Here is a 19,885-nt window from a genome sequence, read left to right on the forward strand (position 1 = left end):
TTACCCCTCCTGAAGTAATTTTTCTAAACTAGCAGAATTACCTCCTCCTGAATCTTTCAACTCACCTTCACTATTTTTATCCAAAATAAAATAGACATATAAACTTTTTTCATTATTAATGAATAAAGTCACATTTATACCGCCCATAGGGTTTTTTTCTATGCTTCCATCATCAATTTTATATGTCTTTATAACACCTTGATTTGTTAGAGCATTCTCATCTAAATTTTTCAAACCATTTTCGAAAACTTCTTTAGCCTCCTTGCTGTGTACGACTTCATTCATATCTTCATCCAACTTTTTATTATCCATGTACATCTTCCCTCCAACAATTGCTACAACTGCAATAATAATGACAACGATAGTAGTAAAAATAATCCATCCCTTTTTCATCTCATTCCTCCATCTATTTACGTCTTTCTCTATCAGAAACACTTCTTATAGTATACAATAAGAGGCGCTTTTTTGAAATTAAAACCCAAACTTTTGAGAAAGTTGTTGGTCTTGTTCTTCCACAGCTTGGGATACCTATTAAGTGAATTTTTTAGTGTATCGGCGGCAGATTTTAATTGTGGTGTCACAACTCTTCCACCTGTATTGGTTAGGATTTGTGCAGCAGAAGGGATATCATTCTCCAGCCAGTCTTTCCAAACATCTAAAGGTTCTTTTTCCCATTGATCTAATTCAGTAGATCCTGGATATAAAATGGTGACTTCTGTAACCTTTTCTCTTTCGGCCAGCGAAGCATTAGGTGAGACAGTTTTCTCCGTATTTGTGATAATATAAGCTTGTTCCCCGGTTGCTTTATTGTCAACTACTTGAGAAACCTTGCCTATCGTTAACTTATCGTCATCTATCTTAATTTTATCGCCGACATGTAAAGGGTCATATTCCTTTCTCGCCAAATCTACTCTCTGGGAATCATTGAGATTATTCTTCAATATCAATTCTCCTCCGTTAATTTTTCTAGTTTCTCAGAATAACTAATTCCACTATTTCTTATTCCTTTATCTCCTTTATCTATAGTGAAATTTACATGCAAATTTTTGTTATTATTAACTATTAATGTTACATTTATTCCTCCCATAGGATTATGCTTAACGCTATCACTATCAATCTTGTATGACTTAATACGACCTTCTTCGGTTAGAGCTTCAGAATCCATTTTTTTTAAAGTTTTCTCGAACAAATCTTTAGCCTCCTTACTTTGCACAACTTCATTCATATCTTCATTCACCTTTTTATTATCCATGTACATCTTCCCTCCAGCAATTGCTACAACTGCAATAATAATGACAACGATAGTAATAAAAATAATCCATCCCTTTTTCATCTCATTCCTCCATCTATTTACGTCTTTCTCTATCAAAAACGCCTCTTAATGGTATACAATAAAAGACGCTTTTTTGAAATTAAAAAGCCAAAGTTTTGGGACAGTTGTTGGTCTTGTTCTCTCACCACTGTCACTGTTTTTTGAAGTTGTTGTTCGATTCGATCCATCACATTCGCAAACTCCGTTACTTTTGGTTTCAATTGATTAAGCGGAGCATCAAATCGTGCAAACGCTTGCCTTTCCTATTTACTCCGAAGTTGTCCTTATGTTTGCGATAAACGTTGTAACATTTGTTCAATGTCATGTGGCACTTGTTCCATAAGTTTTCGCACAATCTCGTAATTCTGCTGGAGTCATTCTGATTTGTCCAAGCATGAAACTCTTCTTTATGTATTATTTTCTTTCAATTTTAAATGTAGCATAACCTTAAAGCTTTGTCTGTGAACATTTTATGAACTTTCATATAAAAAAACTTTTATCAAAAGAGAAGATCTCAAAATATTTATTTAAAGTGAGTCAGAATAACATATTTCTAAAACTCGGAAGTTTTTCTGACATTTCGTAATTACAATACTCGTTCCTAAAAGAACTTCCATTCTGATAGCTCCTTTCTTAGCTTCATAATAAATCTTAAGCATTGAAAAAGTAAGTCAATTTTTCATTAAATTATTTCTCAAAAACAAAACATAAATCCCGGTAAATAAAAAACAAGCATTAGATTTCGCATTTGAAATCTAACACCTGCTTTTGCTCAACAAAAAAGACCACCTATGTTAGAATTAAAGCGACAAAACCAAATTCAACAAGGTAATCTTTTTGTATAAACAGTAGAGCATGAATCAAATTATTTCACCGCTAGATTTAGAAAAAATTAGAAAAAGAGGATGTAGCTATTGCCATTCATTAATGAAAAAATAGGCAAAAAATCTTTTTTTCGATTTTCTACCCATTTTTCAAATTCAGCAAAGATTTATGTTCCAGATTCTTTTTTGCTGTTATACTGTTTTTTATAGTATCTTTTGTATAGTAAACTTTATGGAGGCTTTTTATATGGCAAAAAAAACAACAGATAAAAAATTGCTCATCAAAATTTCGATAGCCGTTGTACTCGGACTTTTAGCTTTTGATGCGATTATTCTTTGGGCTTTAATGCAGTAAATTTTAGGAGGAAAAAGATGAAAAAGTGGTTACTAATCATCCCCTTTTTATTTATTTTAGGTGGAATTCCATTTGCTAATCGTATTTATCCACTCATTTTTGGCGTTCCGTTTGTTTTGGTGTATATTGCAGTGGGTGTTATTCTTTCCTCTATTACCGTGTTCCTTTTGTATAAATGGGAACACGACGGGGAGGATAATGTATCATGACGGCGCTTTTTATTATTTCAGCTTTTTTTATTTTAACGATTATTTTAGCCATTCGCGCAAAGCAAAAACAAAAAATGACACTTGAAAATTGGGCGGTCGGGAACCGAAGCTTTAATACCGTATTTGTCTTTCTTTTAACGGCTGGTGAAGTATATACAACGTTCTCATTCCTAGGTGGAAGCGGCTGGACATACTCAAAAGGTATTTCGGCAGTTTATGTCATGGTCTACATTGCTCTTTCTTACGTCTCATCTTATTTCTTACTTCCACTCATTTGGTCATATGCGCACAAACATCGCCTTGTCTCACAATCAGATTTTTTTGCTAAAAAATATAACAGCAAATGGCTTGGTATTATTGTTGCTATTGTTGGGGTTATCGCCATTATTCCTATCATCGTGATTCAGCTAAAAGGTTTAGGTATTATTGTTTCACTTACATCCTACGGCAAAATCCCCATGAACCTTGCTATTTTCATTGGAACATTCGGTATTATTTTATATTCTGTCCTATCAGGGATTCGTGGTGTTGCTTGGATTTCCGTTTTAAAAGATTTTATGATTTTATTTGTTATTGTCTTTATGGGTATTTATTTGCCACTCCATTATTTTGGTAGCTACGGCGAACTTTTCGCACAAGTCGCGGAGATAAAACCAGAACTTTTAACATTTCCCGAAACTACCTATACTGTAACTTGGTTTATAAGTACCGTACTCTTTTATGTTCTCGGTTTTTACATGTGGCCACAAGTATTTGCATCTACTTTTACTGCTAAAAATGCAAATACTTTTAGAAAAAATGCCATCATCAGCCCAATTTATACGTTAATGCTATTATTTGTTATTTTCATTGGGTTCACGGCCGTTATTAAAGTGCCTGGCCTACAAGGCGATGAGAGCGATCTTGCGCTCATTTTGCTTGCCATTCAAAGCTTTAATCCTTTTTTTGTGGGTATCATTGGGGCTGCGGGCATGCTCACCGCACTTGTGCCGGGCTCGATGCTTCTCATGACTGCCAGCACCTTGCTTTCTAAAAATATCGTTTTTGGGTTGAAAGGAAACGATAACGAGGAGCGTGTCGCAAAGCTGTCCAAGCTTTTCGTGCCGCTTCTTGGCGTTCTTTCCTGTGTGTTTGTGTTTCAAGGTGGAAATGCGCTTGCGGCAATTCTTCAAGTAGGCTATAGCCTTATTGTACAACTTTGTCCGGCTCTCTTTGCAAGTTTAATGAAACGTAATCCAGTTACAACTGCAGGCGCCATTTCTGGAATCGCAACGGGGATTTTAATTACCATTTTTGTGAGCAATTATAGCATGACACTTGCGACGCTTTTCCCAGATTTACCGCGTGCAATTAGTGATATTAATATTGGCTTTTTGCCACTTCTTGCAAATATTTTGGTTACTTTCAGCGTTAGTCAATTTACGAAAGGTGAGAATTTTAGGCATTAAAAAAAACTTGGTACGATTACCAAATTTTAACTACTTTTCCAAAAATATTTTTACGTTTCACCCAACCATTAACAAAGCCATGATTATTTGAAATTTGAAATTCCATTTCATTGTTTCGCGAACGCACGGCAGAAATCAAATGCGTGTAGTAGTTTCCTCTTACTTTACAAAAAACAATCATTTTTGGTTCTAATAAAGTTTGCTCATTTACGGGCTCTAAACTAACTGGCTGATTTGATTTAATGATTGGCAACATGGAATTACCCGCTTCTTTGTACTTCTCAATAAACTTTCCATTTTGAAGTAAGGAAGCGATGTAGCTTGCCTTAGACATATTTTCTCCCTCCTTTATAAGTTTAAAACTATCACAATGCTCACCAATTGTAAATAAAAAGCTGATACAATTCTGTATCAGCTTTTTACTTTTTTCTTTTGATTGGATTTTAGTGACAGTTTCACGACGCACTCCACATGACTAGTCATTGGGAACATATCAACTGGCTGTAAGTAACGAATGCGATAGCGTTTTTCGAATAAAGCTAAGTCTCTAGCGAGCGTTGAAGGGTTGCATGACACATAGACAAGTTGCTTTGGACGAGCGCTTAAAATGGCTTGTGTTAAACTTGCCTCAAGCCCAGTTCGAGGTGGGTCAACAATGACCGCATCAGGCGAGTAACCTTCATTTCGCCAATTTTGAAATACTTCCTCCGCTGTGCCAGTCACATAGTGGGCGTTTGTAATTCCGTTTTTAAGTGCATTGTTTTGTGCATCAGTAATGGCTTCAGGAATAACATCCATGCCACGAACTTCCTGCACTTTATTAGCAAGAGAAAGCCCAATTGTCCCCACCCCGCAATATGCATCAACAATTTTTTCATGACCTGTTAGTGTAAGCGCTTCTGACACTTCCTCATATAAACGACTCGTTTGTTTTGGGTTGAGCTGAAAAAAAGCACGCGCCGATAAATCAAACTGTAATTCATTTAACTCCTCTTCAATGCTCGCTTTTCCGTCTAAAAGAAGTGTTTTATCTCCAAAAATTAAAGAAGTCTTATCAGCATTAATGTTTTGCATTATCGATACAATTTCTGGATGGCTTATTTTTATTTCAGCTAAGATTTCTTGTTTTTTTGGAAATTTTTCACTTGTCGTAATAAGAACAAGTTGCACTTCCCCTGTCTGAACACCAACCCGGACAACAATTGTACGGATGAATCCTCGACCAGTTGCTTCATCATACGCCGATATGCCGAACTTTGTAAGTAAATCGCGCACCGAATTTGTAATTTCAACCGTCCGCTCATCTTGTACGAGACAATCACTTGTTGGCACAAGTTCATGTGAATCCGCACCAAAAAGTCCCGTTACGATAGCACTCGCTCGATTTGTTCGCGCTTGAAATTGACTTTTATTACGATAGCGAAATGGATTTTCCATCCCAATTGTTTCGCGAATTTTCATTTTATCAGTGTCAAAGGTTGTATGTTTTTTTAACGCTTGGATTAAAATGTCTTTTTTAAATTGTAATTGTGCTGGATATGACACATGTTGCAACTGGCAGCCACCACAACTTTCATATACGGGACATGGTGCTGTGACACGATTTGGCGATGCTTTTCTGATTTTGCGCACCACGGCTTCACTGTATTTCGGCGCTGTTTTCGTCACCTTTACGACGACCTCTTCATCTGTCAACGCGCCTTTAACAAAAATAATGGTTCTTTTAAAATAGCCAATTCCTTCACCGTTAATTCCCATTTTTTTGATGGTAAGTGGAAATTCTTGTCCGACCTTGATTTGCGCTTCACTCAACATGCTCTCCTCCATTTCATTCTTTCTTATACTATCAAAAATTACGGGCTTTGTCATGGTTCGTTTTTGCTAAAATTTGGTACAATAATGATATCAGCCTTTGATTACTGAATGAAGGAGGCTTTTTGAAAGGATGGAAAAAAACGTGATTGTACTTGCTGGAATGATTGGCGCTGGTAAAAGCAGCTATACGGAGCTCATTGCAAAAGAATTGGGTTCAAAAGCATTTTATGAAAGCATCCAAGATAACCGCATTCTTGAAATGTTTTATAACGATCCAAAACGCTGGGCTTTTGCGCTACAAATTTATTTTTTAAATACTCGTTTTCGCAGCATAAAACGCGCCCTTTTAGACCAAAATAATGTGTTAGATCGAAGTATTTATGAGGATGCGCTTTTTACAAAAATTAATTTTGAAGAAGGAAATATTTCAGAGCCGGAGATGGATACGTACTTAGATTTGCTTGATAACATGATGGAAGAGATTAGTACGCTTCCGAAAAAGTCGCCTGATTTGCTGATTTATTTGCGTGGAAGTTTAGACACTGTTTTAAAACGCATTAAACGACGTGGGCGCCCTTATGAACAAATCGAGCTAAATCCTGCCTTATTAGACTATTACACGACCTTACATGCGCGTTATGATGATTGGTTTAACTCCTATCATCATAGTGAGACACTTGTTATAAATATTGATGAAATTGATATACGTAAAGAAGCAGATGCAGCTTATTTCATGGACTTAATTCGTGCTAAGTTGAAAGAAATTCGTTCATCATAAAAAGAGTTCGGGTCATAAATAAAAAATAGGCAAAAATCCAGTAAAATCCATTTTTAAAAATGGCATGTTTACTGGATTTTTATTTACCTACGTTCTTTTTTTTATCAAACAAAATCTCATGATGTCCTAAGCTTTTTTTTAATTCATTTCGCCAGCTATCTTTCGTCGCCTTAAAATTAAAAGTGTCGCATTAATTTCGCCACCAATCATTAAAATTATGCCTGTTAGGTAGAACCATAACATTAAAATAATAATAACCCCGATGCTGCCGTAAGTAGCCGAGTAGTTCGCAAAGTTATTGACATAGTATGCAAAACCCATTGAGGTAAGCGACCATCCGACTGTTGAAAAAAGAGCGCCTGGTAAGATTTTAAACAAATGATTTCGTTTCGCTGGTGCAACCCAATATAAAAAAGTAAATACAACAAAAATAACAACAACCGTTACTAACCAACGAATATTATTCCAAAAATCCATAACTTCTGGTGAGGCGTGTAGGTGATCAAAAATAAACAAGCCAATTTGTTGACCAAATACGAGTAAAATCAAAGTAATTGCAATCGTCGCTAACATCGCGAGTGTAAAAATCATTGATACAAAACGCTTAATAAAATAATTGCGCCTATCACTTACGCTATATGCTTTGTTAAGTGCTTTTGTAACAGCATTCATACCATTTGAAGCTGACCAAAGTGTACCAATAATCCCAATTGATAACAAACCACCATTTCGGTTTGTCAGTAGTGAATCTAAATTGCTTTCCAAAAACTTAATAATTTCTTCTGGGGCAAATTCCTGAATTAAATTAAAAACAGCATCTTTATCGATATTTAAATAAGCGAGTAAAGTCGCAGCAATTAAAAGCATTGGAAAGATTGAAAAAAGCATATAATAGGCGAGCTGAGCAGCGCTTCCAGAAACATCATTTTTTCCAAAACGTTCGGCAATAATTCGGATAAAACGATAAAGCGGGTGCCTCATTAGCTTTTTCACCATAAAAATTCCTCCTTTCAATCATTTTTCGATACCTTTAACACTCGCACACCATGCTATTTTATGATAAAATGCTTTTTATTACGAGTAAAAAGGGGCCAAGTAGTATGAATTTAGAAAATCCCTCTCAAGAAAATGTGGATTTTATGTTAAAAGAGATTACGTCTAAATTAAAAATGGTAAATAGTGGTGTTTTTGAAAATTTGAAACTTGAGAGCATACATTATGATAAATTACTTGATTTATATACTTTAATTCATCGCAAAAAATTGATTAGCCCTAGGGAAATGCAATTATTTGCTGAAGAATTAAGCTTCATTCGTATTTAAGTAGTTTTCCGCAAAATCAACAAATTCTTTTAAATCAAATATTTTAGACGGGGCGAGCGCAATTTCTTTTTTGTGACTCCCTTTTTCTTTTTCAAAAACTTCGCCAATTTTTAAGAACGCTTCGCTATTATAATCCTTTTCTTCAAACGTTTGAACAACCCGCGCATTGTTTTTCAGCAGTGTCGCTCGGTTCATTTTATTCGCCACTTTGTTTGAACGCTCTTCCGCCAGATGAAGCGATGTGTTTGAATCATTATCAACACCAAACAAAACGATTTTACTCCCCGCTATTTGATACAGCTTTCCTAAAGGAGAATTTTCCCCAAAACCGTGTTCTAAAGAGTGGTTTTCAAGAATTTTTGTTGCGTCTTTCCCCCAGGCAGTGAAGGAATAAAAAGGGTGATTGCTTCGCGACACCTCTGGAAGCGCTCGGAATGTTTCTGCAATAACCCCCATTTTGTAGCTTGGCGTGCGGTTTGCATCAAAGACTGGCATTGTCTTTCTAATTTCTTCCCACCATTCTTTTGGTACTGGCGGATTTTGCCAATTTTCTGGGTCGGATAGGCCTCCTGTTTGAGCAGGCATGACAATCGTTCCTTTTGTAGTGATGACGGTTTGCAGTGCATCGATAAGGGTAATCGCACCCCCGCAAATCCAGCCAGCTTGTGACAAAGAAGCGTGAAAAATAATTGTATCCTGAGCTTTTATGCCAGCTTTTCTAAATTCATTTATGAGTCGTTCTTTTGTGAACGGCTCTTTTGTTCTTTGAATCGTAAGCTTCTCTCCCATATTTCCCCTTCTTTCTTTAAAAAAAACTGCAACACAATTTATGTTGCAGTTTTTAACCTTTAGTCGTTTTCACCTTGATACGTTAGAATTTCTGGTCCGTTTTTTGTAATGGCAATAGTATGTTCATATTGTGCAGAAAGCGAGCCATCAACAGTTCGTGCTGTCCAGCCGTTGTCATCCATTTTGGCACGCCAACCCCCTATATTCACCATTGGTTCAATTGTAATAACCATACCTTCTTTTAAGCGCGGTCCCTTTCCAGGCTCTCCGTAATGTGGAACTTCTGGTTTTTCATGTAAAGTTGGACCGACACCATGGCCGATGAAATCACGCACGACACTTAAATTTTCACTCTCAACATATGTTTGAATGGCATGGCCAATATCTCCAATTCGATTTCCAATTTTAGCTTGTTCAATTCCAAGATAAAGTGATTTACGTGTTACTTCCATTAGATGTTTCACCTCATCGCTTACTTCACCAACAGCATACGTCCATGCTGAATCTGCAAGCGCTCCGTGATAATTCACAACCATATCGACCGTCACAATATCACCTTCTTTTAAAGGTGTTTTGCGCGGAAAACCATGACAAATTTCATCGTTAATACTTGCACATGTTGCATATTCATATCCTTCAAAGCCTTTTTGCTCTGGAGTAGCTCCTTGGCTTTTTAAAAACTTTTCTGTAAACACTTCAATATCCCAAGTTGTAATACCTGGTCGAATTAATTTCGCGATTTCTTGATGTGTGGCAACTAAAATATCACCAGCACGTTTCATTTCGTCAATTTCGCGGCGTGATTTAAGTGTAATCATTTCGTTTTCATCCTCCCTAAAAAATCCACTATTCTTTATTATAACCTCCTACTATCATAAAATAAAGTATTCTATAAAAAAGGTTGCACAATTTCATCGAACATTTATAATAGAGTTATTGGTGAAAACTTTATCAAGCTATCCATTTTTTCACATTATGAATAGCTGTTCACAAAAATTTTAGAAAATGGTGGTTAGAAGATGGCAAAAGTGATGATTGTTTATGCAAGTATGACTGGAAACACTCAAGAAATTGCGGACATCTTAGGTGAAGAATTAGAAAAATATGATATTGAAGTTGAGATTGAAGAGTGTATTAACGTTGAACCGGAAGATTTGCTCGATTATGACGGAGCACTTATCGGCGGATATACGTATGATGACGGTCAGCTTCCAGATGAATTTGTTGATTTTTATGAAGATATGGCGGATGTAGACTTTTCCGGAAAAGTTTGTGCCTCATTTGGATCGGGGGATACATTTTATGATGAGTTTTGCTTAACAGTCGATCTTGTTGAAACCCGATTAAAAGAACAAGGTGCAACCGTCCCTGTTGCTGGTCTAAAAGTAGATTTAGACCCAGATGAGGAAGATGTTGAACGCGCCGAAGCTTATGCTAAAACATATGTCGATGTGCTTTTAGGCTAAAAATCTAGATAAAAGAACTAAGCTAGCAAATGCTTAGTTCTTTTGTTTACTATTGATTTTGATTTTTAAATGATGGAATGAATACAAATAAAGCTAAAATGATACATATTGCGCATGTAATAGGACGAATAAATAAAATTGACTGATAACCTGGTTCGATAAAAAAGCCTGCTATCGCAAGCACTCCCCAAATAACAACAGCACTTAAACTTAAATAGCGATTATTTCTTCCCAATATGTATAAAATACTCGCGCTAACCATAAGCCCTGAACACACGTAGCCAAACCGTCCCATTTCTTCTGCAGAAACACTAAAAATGTTAACTAATACAACATTTTGAGTATTTATCTGAAAAATAAAACCCGTAACAGCAACTATAAATGACAACACTGCAATAAAAATTCTCATAAATTCCCCATCTTCTTTTTTTACATACATTATACCAATTTTTATGTAAAAAAAAATACGTTCGATGAAAAGTTCAAAATATTGTCAAATTTATTCATATCGTTTGTTTTTTCCTTGATTATTACTTATTATAATTGAGAAGGAGGGATTGAGATGGCAAATGATCAAGCAACACCTAAAAAAACGAATGCGAAGAAGCCAGTTCCTGTTAAACTAATTGTTAGTGCAATTTTAGTTGTTTTTATTATTATTTTTGCAGCTGTGAATGCCGAAAAGGTTCGTGTAAACTTTATTTTTATGCATGTCGAAATGCCGTTAGTACTCGTGATTTTATTTTCCACATTAATTGGTGCTTTAATCATGTTTGGCTTTAGTTATTTCAGAAAAAAATAGTAGATTAACCTGTACAATATAAAAATGTGCAGGTTTTTTTGCGCAATCATTGCTTTCCCAGTGATTTTGAGCTACTATTATCTTATTGAAAAAAGATAGGTGTGATATATTGTGACAAAATTTAATGAAAAGTTAGACAAGTACGCTGAACTAGTTGTTAAAGTTGGTGTGAATGTTCAGCCAAATCAAAAAGTTGTGATTGCTTCTGGTGTTGAATCCGCTCCTCTTACTCGTTTAATTACGAAACATGCATTTGAAGCAGGTGCAATGGATGTCATTGTAAACTGGACAGATGAAACAATCACTCTTGAGCGTTATAACCATGCTCCACTTTCTGTTTTTGAAACGGCTCCTAGTCACCGAGTACAAGAGCGAACTGAGCTAGCTAAGGAAGGCGCTTGCTTTATTTCAATTGTTTCAGAAGATCCCGATTTACTTAAAGGTGTGCCTGGTGAAAAAATTTCTGCAAATCAAAAAGTAATGGGACAAGCACTTAGCGAATTCCGCGAACTTACGATGGCAAATGTTGTAAGCTGGACCGTTGTAGCGGCTGCTTCTCTAGGATGGGCACAAAAAGTGTTTCCTGATTTACCACTTGATGAACAAGTTCCAAAACTTTGGGAAACTATTTTTGAAACAACACGTATTAATACGGAAAACCCCATTGAAACTTGGAAAAAACACGATTCTACTTTAAACGCTAAAGCAAATGAATTAAATGAAAAGCAATTTAAAACATTACACTATACAGCTCCGGGAACTGATCTTTATATTGGTTTACCGGAAGACCATGTTTGGGTTGGTGCTGGTAGTTATAATGCAAAAGGTCATGAATTTATGGCAAACATGCCGACTGAAGAAGTTTTCTGCTGCGCAGAAAAAACAAGTGTAAAAGGTTATGTTTCTAGTACAAAACCACTAAGTTATTCTGGAAACGTGATTGATAACTTTAAGCTTACTTTTGAAAACGGTCGTATTGTAAATGTTGAAGCTGAAAAAGGACAGGAAATTTTACAAGATTTAGTAAATACAGATGAAGGCTCTCACTATTTAGGTGAAGTTGCACTTGTTCCGGATCCGTCCCCTATTTCTCAAAGTGGTATTTTATTCTATAATACGTTATTTGATGAAAATGCTTCAAACCATTTAGCAATCGGAAGCGCCTATGCATTCAACATTAAAAACGGTGAAAACATGAGTCGTGAGGAACTTGACGCACGAGGTGTTAACACGAGTTTAACGCATGTCGATTTCATGATTGGTTCTGATAAAATGAACATTGATGGCATTACAAAATCAGGTGAAACGATTCCTGTATTCCGTAATGGCGACTGGGCATTTTAAAATCCTTTTCTTATAACATATACCGCGTAAAAGCTCCCTCCTGCTAGCAATTTCGGGAGGGGCTTCTTTTATTTTAAACAGAGAAAGAAGGTATATGATGAAATTTTCTACATGGGATATTAATTTAAAGGTGCGCCTTTTCGGGGAAGCACTGCTTGATATTTCTTTTTGGACAGTGTTCCCTTTTTTAACCTTATATTTTTCAGAAGCGATTGGGCGACAAACGACGAGTTTGCTTCTTATTGTTTCACAGCTTTTGGCTGTTATTACTGCGTTACTTGGTGGCTATTTTGCGGATGTTTACGGGCGAAAAAGGATGATGAGCATTTCTGTTGTTGGTGAGGGGATTGGCTTTTTAATTTTTGCGATTGGTGCACTTTCATTTGTTGACTCCCCGTATCTTAGCTTTTTTGGCTTTACAGTTGCGAGTATTTTTATGGCCTTTTACCAACCGGCAAGTCAGGCGATGATTGCTGACGTCGTATCCCCGGAGCATCGTAGCCATGTTTATTCAGTGTTCTACATGATGATTAATATCGCTGTTGTCATTGGGCCAATCATTGGAGCTGTTGTCTTCAATAGCTTTACTGTTCAAACGCTACTTTCGATTACATTTTTTGATATTGTACTGCTCTTTCTTTTGCAAAAATTTGGTCATGAAACGGCGCCGCTCGCGCTAAACCCAGTATTAAGAAAAGAACAAGCGAGCAAAAATATTTTGACGGTGTTACTTGAGCAAATTAAAAATTACAAATTAATTTTCAAAGATAAAATATTTTTCCTTTACATTCTAGCTGGTGTTATTATTTCGCAATCCTTCATGCAACTTGACCTTTTGTTCCCGTTATATATTAAAGAAGTCATTGGTGCATCAAGCTTGTTTAGTATCTCGCTTAGCGGCGAAGAATTATTTGGCGTCGTCGTATCTATTAACGGCTTTTGCGTTGCGGCACTTACTGTTTTTATGACACGCTGGATGACGCGTTACAAGGAAAAATTTGTCTTTATGAATTCCTCGTTCCTATATGGCATTGCCATTTTATGCTTTTCACTTTCGACAGGTGCAATGGGCGCCATTTTCGCAATTATTCTATTTAGTTTTGCCGAACTTATGACGGTAGGTATTCAGCAAAATTTCGTTTCTAAGCTAGCACCAGAAGACAAGCGCGCCATGTATTTTTCAGCGGCGGGTCTTAGATATACGCTAGGAAAAGTCATTGCGCCACTTGCAATTACACTTGCCACATTCATTGGGTACTTTTATACCTTTGCACTTATTGCAAGTTTAGCTTTTATTAGTGGGCTGATTTATTACGTCATGTATGTTCAATATGAAAAAACACAACTTTAAACATATTGCGGCAGTCGAATTTTAAACGATGGTCGCGATATGTTTTTTATTACAGAGATTACGGCGAATTTACTTTCTTCAAAAAAAGAAATGGTTCTGATTAACTTTTCTTATCATAAGGCTCAATTTTGTGCTTCGTGTAGGAATTTACTTTATACTGTTCCATAGGGCCTTTTGTGCCGAGTATTATTGTTAAGGAAAGTTAGGTGTTAAAATGTTTGGGAGTACAACTATTGGGATTGATTTAGGTACAGCGAATATCCTTGTTTATAGCAAATCAAAAGGTATTATTTTAAACGAACCTTCTGTGGTAGCTTTAGACACACATACGAAACAAGTTTTAGCAATTGGAACAGAAGCTAAAAATATGATTGGAAAAACACCTGCGTCTATCGTTGCGGTACGGCCAATGCGAGATGGAGTGATTGCAGATTTTGATATTACTAGCGGCCTACTTCAAGAGATTATGAGGCGAATTAATGCAGCAGGCGGTGGATTTAAAAAACCGAAAGTGATTGTTTGCACACCAACAGGCGCAACTTCCGTGGAACGCCGTGCGATTACGGATGCTGTTAGTAGCATGGGCGCACGCTCTGTCGTTTTAATCGAGGAGCCTGTAGCTGCGGCAATTGGTTCTGACCTCCCTGTAGATGAGCCACTTGCGAACACCATTGTCGACATTGGTGGCGGAACAACTGAAATTGCGATTATTTCTTACGGCGGTGTCGTATCTAGCACCTCCATTCGAACTGGCGGCGACCATATCGACGAAGAAATTATTGCGTACATCCGTAAAACGTATAACGTTTTAATTGGTGAATCTACGGCCGAACGCGTCAAGATGAATCTCGGTTACGCCCCAATTCCTCATGCAGAAAAAACAATGGAAGTTCGTGGTCGTGACTTACTTACTGGCCTTCCAAAAGTGGTGGAGATTTCCTCAAATGAAATTCAAGATGCCATTTCTGAACTTCTAAATCGCGTTTTAGAAGCGATTCGTCTAACACTTGAGAAATGCCCGGCAGAATTAAGTGGTGATATTGTAGACCGCGGCATTGTGTTAACTGGTGGCGGGGCACTTATTCAAGGTTTACAAGAATGGCTTGTGAAACAAATCGATGTTCCGGTACATATGGCGCCAAGTCCGATGGAATCGGTTGCGATTGGCACGGGAAAATCACTTGAGTATATTGAAAAATTGGATAAGCTAGTTGGAAAATAAAAAACGCGTGTGAACCTAGTTTCAATATGGTTCACACGCATTTTTTTATTCTCTTGTCAACTTGCTCTTAGTTTGATAGAATAAATTCATTGGGCTTTTGTCCTGATAGCTCAGTAGGATAGAGCGACAGCCTCCTAAGCTGTAGGTCGTGGGTTCGATTCCCTCTCAGGACATTTTATTTAAAAAAGTGGTCGCACGCGCGACCACTTTTTTTGCTTATTTCTCCACCAAACGAAAATGTTGCCAAGGAAGAATATTTTCAAGCAAATAGCGTTCTTCTGGAACGACACGTGCCACGATATTCGTATTTCCTGAGTTTTCCATCTCTTGGAGTGCAATTTGCATTTCGCCTTTGTAACGCTCGTAGCCATTATTGTCGATTGTCACATCACCTAAAGCAAGTTTTTCCGTATCATGAGCTGGGAAATCATGTGTTTTAAAGTTTACACGTGTCATCGTTGAGCGGATAACATAAGCGGAGACGTCCCCACGGTTAAAGTGTTTTTGCGTCAACACAATTTCTTTTTCAACATCAGTCGTTTCTGGTAAAAATTCAACTGCGATTTGTAATTCGTTGCGATTTAATTCGCCGAGTGCCTTTAGCTCCTCTTCTGAGGCAAACATGTTCCCTACAATTACATCGTCAATTAAACCCGTATTCCATAAATCTTTTGCTTGAACCGTAATATCCATACCGCGATGTTCTTCAAGCGTTGGAAGTCCTCCGTCTACAACAAACCACGGACCATATTCACCAATATTTGAAGAAACAAAAGCGGCTGTTCTTAAATTCAAATCTTTAAATTGTTTACTTGTACGCAAGAAATGCTCACGAGAAAGTGCTGTATAGCGTCGCGGATAAAAATTGTGACAGCCAATGATATTTGAAACATTCGCTTTATAAGATAAAATGTTTTCAACATAACGTGTTCCATTACTAATATTTAATTCAATCATTAAATCGTTATCATCAAAACTCATGGCAGCTTCCTCAGCACCAGAAAATCCTAAATCAAGACGCAAACCCGATAATCCAAGTTCTTTAAAACGATCAAGTTGTTGATACGTAATGTTAAGTGACTCAAAAACAGTCGGATCCACGTCAGCAATCACTTCATATCCGAGTTCATTTGCACGTTTGCAAATGGTTTCTAATTTCGCAAACTCTTCTTTATCATTCGCCGAAATTAAACATGTAAAAATACGACTGAAACCGTATTTAGCAGCCGTTTCAATATATTGAAGTGAGTCTTCCAATGCCACATGTTGCGGGAAAACCGAAATTCCTAATTTTCTCATAGTCAAAAACCTTCTCTCCTCTTATTTTGTACGATATAGTTCAACAATCTCTTTTGCCAAGTCTTTAAACGTAATCGCATTCATCAAGTGGTCTTGTGCGTGTACAAGTAACAGCGATACCTCTGTCTTTTCACCGCGCGCCTCTCCTTGGATTAAAGCCGTTTGTGAATGGTGTGCCTCTAACAAAGCTTCCTCCGCTAATTTGATTTGTTCGTTAGCTTTTTCAAAATCCCCTTTTTTTGCTGCATCAATTGCGAGCATGGCATCGCTTTTTGCATTGCCTCCAAAAACAATAAGTCCCATAATCGTTTGTTCTAATTCCATTTCAACACGTCCTTTTCTTTAATTATCCGCTTGCATCATTCGAAATGCTTGGTCTAATACTTTGTTCCCGTCCATGGTTCCAAAGTCAATGCTGTCAATTATCTCAACCGGTATTTCAAGTGGATCTAATTTTTTCTTTAAATTTTTAGCTAAAAAACGAACTTGCGGTGCGAGTAAAACAGCATCTGTATCTTGAATATGTTTATGAACATCAGCCTCAGCAACAGCAAGTACTTCTGTGTCAATGTTTCGTTCAGCGCTTGCCTCAATCATTCTTTTCACAAGTAAACTGCTTGACATTCCTGCAGAACAAATGAGCATAATTTTTTTCATGTTAACCCTCCGAAATCGAAATTTAGCATCGACCTATTAAGATGCAAGTTTCATGCCAATCTCGTTATTTTTAAATGACCGCTTTATCTTCTTTTTCCATTACACAAAAACAATGAAAGTGTGTAGTTTCCTACACACTTCAGCATACTTTTAGTCCGCAGCACCAATCCGGTTAGCCAGCATCATTTGTGTGAGGTAGGCGATTTCGGATTGTGGAATGGTAATATTGTACTCTCGCTCTACATTTTCCATCATCTGTTGAGTGACTTGCATCTCCACTAGATGGTTTTTTGCGAACTCATTAAAATCTGGAAACTCACGGTCAACAGCGCCAAGACGCATTCGTTCAATTAAGAATGCCAGATGTAAAATCATGCCAATGTCGACCCCTGGTTCTAAAATTAAATTAAGCTGAATTTGTAGCTCAGAAATAATTTTCCGTAAGAAATAGACAAGTTCTTCTGCTGATTCAACAGCGGTTAAATTTCCGTTTAAAGAAGCAATTAATTTTTCATAAGGTACTTCATCATTTAAGATTCGCTTAATGATGTCTATACCGCCATCAGAGAATACTTCCAGCGCGCTGAAAAAGGGAATATCTCGGTATTGGAATTCAACAGAACCCATGATAGCTAAAATATTATACTCCTCCATCAGCTGATCGATTCGCTCACGGAATGCTTCTTTATGCAGAAACTGTAGTACAATAATTTCCACTTTGGTTTGATCAATAAGTGGCTCCACGCGTAAACGAAGTTGTTCAGCAACTCCTTCCCCGGTAAAGCAAGTAAAAATAACTGCATTTTTAGCGGGTTTTGCTCGTAAAATTTGTGCTTTATACTTATTTTCGAACAGTTGCTGACAACTTTGATAAATATCTTCGAGACCCCTGCCAAGTGAAGCCTTTCGAATTGCTTCAAGGACAACAGGTGTGCTAGCCATCGTGACCGTTTTTGTCCGAACACCAAGCTCTTCTGTTAACATATTTCCAAAAGAAGCAAGGGACCCCATATCTGAAAGAATGAGTACACCTTTTTGTGGATCAAGTTTCACAACAATTTTTTTCACTTTTTCATACATTGTCTTTACTTCCATCGAAAGTGGCATATCAATCGCCGTACCACTTTCAATACTTAGAAGCTCTTGCACAGTTTCCACCATACTTGTTGCTGCTGAACGTCCGTGCATTAAAACTAAAACTTCAACTTGTGATTCACTGACAAACATTGACTCAACCACTTCTGCTGTTAAAAACATCGTTAAGAAACCAATTTCATCAAATGGAATTTCAATGCCTAGTTCCTGCTCAATTAAAGTAGAAATATCAATAGCAACCTGGAATTCTTTCGGATATTTTTTACGTACGTTATTTAAATCTGGATGGATGATATGCTTTTGCTCACGAATTCGTTCAATTGTGCTTTGGAGATGAAGCGCAAAAGCAAAACGCATTTTGTCATTGTATTGTCGCTCTAGACGATTTGTTGCCACTTCATAAACACGCTCAGTAAGACGCCAAACTTCCGGAACAACAATTTCTTTTGCCATTTGCTGTGTTGGCAGTTGTACCATATAATCGTGAAAATATTGGTCGACATCAACATAGAGGGCTTCCTCAAGTTCCGACTGGTTTTTACCTTCTTTAATTAGTTCATCTGCGCGCTCTTGAATGGCTTGATAGACATCGTTTACGTCCATATATTTCGCTACACTCTCTTCACCAGCGTCAGCAAATTTAAAAATTGTTTTATTCACATCAATGAGACGATTTAACTTCTCAGGCTCGTCTTTCATATGCAATAAACCTTTTTGCACATGAATAGGTAAATCATCCTGTTCGATTAAAATGTAGTTTGTCGCTTTCGTTTTATAATGTAAGAACGCTTTCGCACACGCCAATTTTAGGTCACGTTGCAATTGTCCCACGTTGGCGCTTGCATGATAAAGTAAAAAAGCAATTAAAGCTTGACGATGCACGCGAATGGGCTGATTTAAACGGCGAGCTTCTTGTTTTAAGAAAAATTCAATCAATTGATAACGCTCTTCCAAATTGCGTTCTGAAAGTGCTGGCAGTGTGATTGTCATTGGAATCCGTCTTGTGAATGTTTCAAGAAGGAAATTGTCTGGCGATTCCGTTGTCGCCCCAATAATTTGTACCTGTGCGGTATGCACTTTTGAACTTTCACCAAGCGGACGATACTCCCCCTTATCAATAAAGGTAAAGAGCATTTCTTGTCCTTCTGGTGGTAGACGATGAATTTCATCTAAAAAGAGAACCCCTCCGTCAGCTTTTGCGAGTAAGCCTGAACGTGTTTCCTCAGCACCTGTATAGGCGCCTTTTAAAACACCAAAAATTTGACCGAACAAAAGTTGCGGGTTTTGTGCATAGTCAGCACAGTTAAAAGAAACAAATGGAGCCGTTTTTGGAATCATGGAAGACTCTTTCGCAAAATGATACATACATTCTGCAAAAAGCGATTTCCCAGTCCCTGTTTTTCCTAAAATAAGTGTATGAAGACCATGCGGAGGATATAAAATAGCTGCCTTAGCTTGTTGAATGCTTACTTTTAAGCTGTCACTTGCACCAATCAAACGGTCGAAAGCACTCGTTTCATTTGAGCTCGTTTCATGTTCATTCTCTATTTTTAAAGCTTGATAAAAAACTGGTTTGCCAGGTAATTTTTCAATTTTATTTTCTTTAAATAGGTCATTCAAGTATCGACTGGCATTTGCTCGGTCCATACCTAGTTCACTAGCGACATCGCCAGCCGAAACTTTTTGATTCATCGCATTTAAATGTCGTAATACTTCATTTTTTCTACTTGACATGCCCTTCGCTCCTTTAAAAACTCATTCATCCTTATTATACTCGTTTTTGTAAGCGCCTTTCAA

22 protein-coding genes, 1 tRNA gene and 1 pseudogene are annotated in these 19,885 nt (G+C 37.1%); 10 read left to right on the forward strand and 14 right to left on the reverse strand.

Features of this window, described 5'->3' with window-relative positions:
• The 4 genes and pseudogenes from R8923_RS13595 to R8923_RS13610 all read right to left on the reverse strand — a co-directional run bounded on the left by R8923_RS13595 (window position 1) and on the right by R8923_RS13610 (window position 1,708).
• Window positions 1–393, reverse strand: a complete 393-nt coding sequence (locus tag R8923_RS13595; RefSeq protein WP_485873299.1) for a DUF1310 family protein — start codon at window positions 391–393, stop codon at window positions 1–3.
• 32 nt (window positions 394–425) lie between these two features.
• The gene (locus R8923_RS13600) at window positions 426–941 is read right to left on the reverse strand and encodes a hypothetical protein (protein ID WP_485873300.1); all 516 of its coding nucleotides are present in this window, start codon (window positions 939–941) and stop codon (window positions 426–428) included.
• Between the two features lie 2 nt (window positions 942–943).
• Window positions 944–1,333, reverse strand: a complete 390-nt coding sequence (locus R8923_RS13605; RefSeq protein WP_485873301.1) for a DUF1310 family protein — start codon at window positions 1,331–1,333, stop codon at window positions 944–946.
• A gap of 32 nt (window positions 1,334–1,365) precedes the next feature.
• Window positions 1,366–1,708 (reverse strand): annotated as a pseudogene (locus R8923_RS13610) (WXG100 family type VII secretion target).
• A gap of 800 nt (window positions 1,709–2,508) precedes the next feature.
• On the opposite strand from R8923_RS13610, the gene R8923_RS13615 reads away from it, so the two are divergent.
• Together R8923_RS13615 and R8923_RS13620 are read left to right on the forward strand one after the other, a co-directional pair.
• Window positions 2,509–2,700 (forward strand): DUF3311 domain-containing protein, encoded by a 192-nt coding sequence (locus R8923_RS13615; RefSeq protein WP_485873302.1) that lies wholly within the window; start codon window positions 2,509–2,511, stop codon window positions 2,698–2,700.
• Window positions 2,697–4,148 carry a sodium:solute symporter family protein gene (locus R8923_RS13620; protein ID WP_485873303.1) on the forward strand — a complete coding sequence of 484 codons (1,452 nt, stop codon included), beginning with the start codon at window positions 2,697–2,699 and terminating at the stop codon, window positions 4,146–4,148. Before R8923_RS13615 ends, R8923_RS13620 begins: the two co-directional genes overlap by 4 nt.
• A 16-nt stretch (window positions 4,149–4,164) precedes the next feature.
• Here the strand turns inward: R8923_RS13620 and R8923_RS13625 are convergent, their stop codons facing one another.
• Window positions 4,165–4,482 carry a phage repressor protein gene (locus R8923_RS13625; RefSeq protein ID WP_485873304.1) on the reverse strand — a complete coding sequence of 106 codons (318 nt, stop codon included), beginning with the start codon at window positions 4,480–4,482 and terminating at the stop codon, window positions 4,165–4,167.
• A gap of 77 nt (window positions 4,483–4,559) precedes the next feature.
• Window positions 4,560–5,960: a 23S rRNA (uracil(1939)-C(5))-methyltransferase RlmD gene (rlmD, locus tag R8923_RS13630; protein WP_485873332.1), complete on the reverse strand. Its 1,401-nt coding sequence runs from the start codon at window positions 5,958–5,960 to the stop codon at window positions 4,560–4,562.
• A 133-nt stretch (window positions 5,961–6,093) separates the two neighbouring features.
• Between rlmD and R8923_RS13635 the strand changes: the two genes are divergently transcribed.
• Window positions 6,094–6,741, forward strand: coding sequence for a deoxynucleoside kinase (locus R8923_RS13635; protein ID WP_485873305.1), 648 nt, complete (start codon window positions 6,094–6,096; stop codon window positions 6,739–6,741).
• Between the two features lie 138 nt (window positions 6,742–6,879).
• Here R8923_RS13635 and R8923_RS13640 read toward each other — a convergent pair whose 3' ends face one another.
• On the reverse strand, window positions 6,880–7,737 hold the full coding sequence (locus tag R8923_RS13640; protein WP_485873306.1) for a YihY/virulence factor BrkB family protein: 858 nt from the start codon (window positions 7,735–7,737) through the stop codon (window positions 6,880–6,882).
• 104 nt (window positions 7,738–7,841) lie between these two features.
• On the opposite strand from R8923_RS13640, the gene R8923_RS13645 reads away from it, so the two are divergent.
• Entirely contained in the window at window positions 7,842–8,063 is a 222-nt protein-coding gene (locus tag R8923_RS13645; RefSeq protein WP_485873307.1) for a DUF1128 family protein, read from the forward strand.
• Here the strand turns inward: R8923_RS13645 and R8923_RS13650 are convergent.
• Both R8923_RS13650 and map read right to left on the reverse strand, forming a co-directional pair.
• The gene (locus R8923_RS13650; protein WP_485873308.1) at window positions 8,043–8,852 is read right to left on the reverse strand and encodes an AAC(3) family N-acetyltransferase; all 810 of its coding nucleotides are present in this window, start codon (window positions 8,850–8,852) and stop codon (window positions 8,043–8,045) included. The genes R8923_RS13645 and R8923_RS13650 overlap by 21 nt on opposite strands.
• Before the next feature lie 59 nt (window positions 8,853–8,911).
• On the reverse strand, window positions 8,912–9,670 hold the full coding sequence (gene map, locus R8923_RS13655) for a type I methionyl aminopeptidase (protein ID WP_485873309.1): 759 nt from the start codon (window positions 9,668–9,670) through the stop codon (window positions 8,912–8,914).
• Between the two features lie 201 nt (window positions 9,671–9,871).
• Between map and R8923_RS13660 the strand changes: the two genes are divergently transcribed.
• Entirely contained in the window at window positions 9,872–10,318 is a 447-nt protein-coding gene (locus R8923_RS13660) for a flavodoxin (protein WP_088810907.1), read from the forward strand.
• Window positions 10,319–10,367: 49 nt separating this feature from the next.
• Here the strand turns inward: R8923_RS13660 and R8923_RS13665 are convergent, their stop codons facing one another.
• Window positions 10,368–10,727 (reverse strand): hypothetical protein, encoded by a 360-nt coding sequence (locus R8923_RS13665; protein ID WP_485873310.1) that lies wholly within the window; start codon window positions 10,725–10,727, stop codon window positions 10,368–10,370.
• A gap of 153 nt (window positions 10,728–10,880) precedes the next feature.
• On the opposite strand from R8923_RS13665, the gene R8923_RS13670 reads away from it, so the two are divergent.
• The 5 genes from R8923_RS13670 to R8923_RS13690 all read left to right on the forward strand — a co-directional run bounded on the left by R8923_RS13670 (window position 10,881) and on the right by R8923_RS13690 (window position 15,210).
• Entirely contained in the window at window positions 10,881–11,120 is a 240-nt protein-coding gene (locus R8923_RS13670; RefSeq protein ID WP_485873311.1) for a LapA family protein, read from the forward strand.
• Window positions 11,121–11,231: 111 nt separating this feature from the next.
• Window positions 11,232–12,464, forward strand: a complete 1,233-nt coding sequence (locus tag R8923_RS13675; RefSeq protein ID WP_485873312.1) for an aminopeptidase — start codon at window positions 11,232–11,234, stop codon at window positions 12,462–12,464.
• Window positions 12,465–12,561: 97 nt separating this feature from the next.
• Complete coding sequence (locus R8923_RS13680; RefSeq protein WP_485873333.1) at window positions 12,562–13,815, forward strand: MDR family MFS transporter; 1,254 nt, start codon at window positions 12,562–12,564, stop codon at window positions 13,813–13,815.
• A 214-nt stretch (window positions 13,816–14,029) separates the two neighbouring features.
• On the forward strand, window positions 14,030–15,037 hold the full coding sequence (mreBH, locus tag R8923_RS13685) for a rod-share determining protein MreBH (protein WP_485873313.1): 1,008 nt from the start codon (window positions 14,030–14,032) through the stop codon (window positions 15,035–15,037).
• A 99-nt stretch (window positions 15,038–15,136) separates the two neighbouring features.
• Window positions 15,137–15,210 (forward strand) — tRNA-Arg (locus R8923_RS13690).
• 43 nt (window positions 15,211–15,253) lie between these two features.
• On the opposite strand, the gene R8923_RS13695 is transcribed toward R8923_RS13690, so the two are convergent.
• The 4 genes from R8923_RS13695 to R8923_RS13710 all read right to left on the reverse strand — a co-directional run bounded on the left by R8923_RS13695 (window position 15,254) and on the right by R8923_RS13710 (window position 19,822).
• Window positions 15,254–16,336, reverse strand: coding sequence for a DUF871 domain-containing protein (locus R8923_RS13695; RefSeq protein ID WP_485873314.1), 1,083 nt, complete (start codon window positions 16,334–16,336; stop codon window positions 15,254–15,256).
• Window positions 16,337–16,357: 21 nt separating this feature from the next.
• On the reverse strand, window positions 16,358–16,660 hold the full coding sequence (locus tag R8923_RS13700) for a PTS sugar transporter subunit IIA (RefSeq protein WP_485873315.1): 303 nt from the start codon (window positions 16,658–16,660) through the stop codon (window positions 16,358–16,360).
• 18 nt (window positions 16,661–16,678) lie between these two features.
• Window positions 16,679–16,993, reverse strand: coding sequence for a PTS sugar transporter subunit IIB (locus R8923_RS13705; RefSeq protein WP_485873316.1), 315 nt, complete (start codon window positions 16,991–16,993; stop codon window positions 16,679–16,681).
• 150 nt (window positions 16,994–17,143) lie between these two features.
• Complete coding sequence (locus R8923_RS13710; protein ID WP_485873317.1) at window positions 17,144–19,822, reverse strand: sigma-54-dependent transcriptional regulator; 2,679 nt, start codon at window positions 19,820–19,822, stop codon at window positions 17,144–17,146.
• Window positions 19,823–19,885: the final 63 nt, after the last annotated feature.

The sequence above is a fragment of the Listeria tempestatis genome, assembly GCF_963575625.1.
Lineage (GTDB): Bacteria > Bacillota > Bacilli > Lactobacillales > Listeriaceae > Listeria > Listeria tempestatis.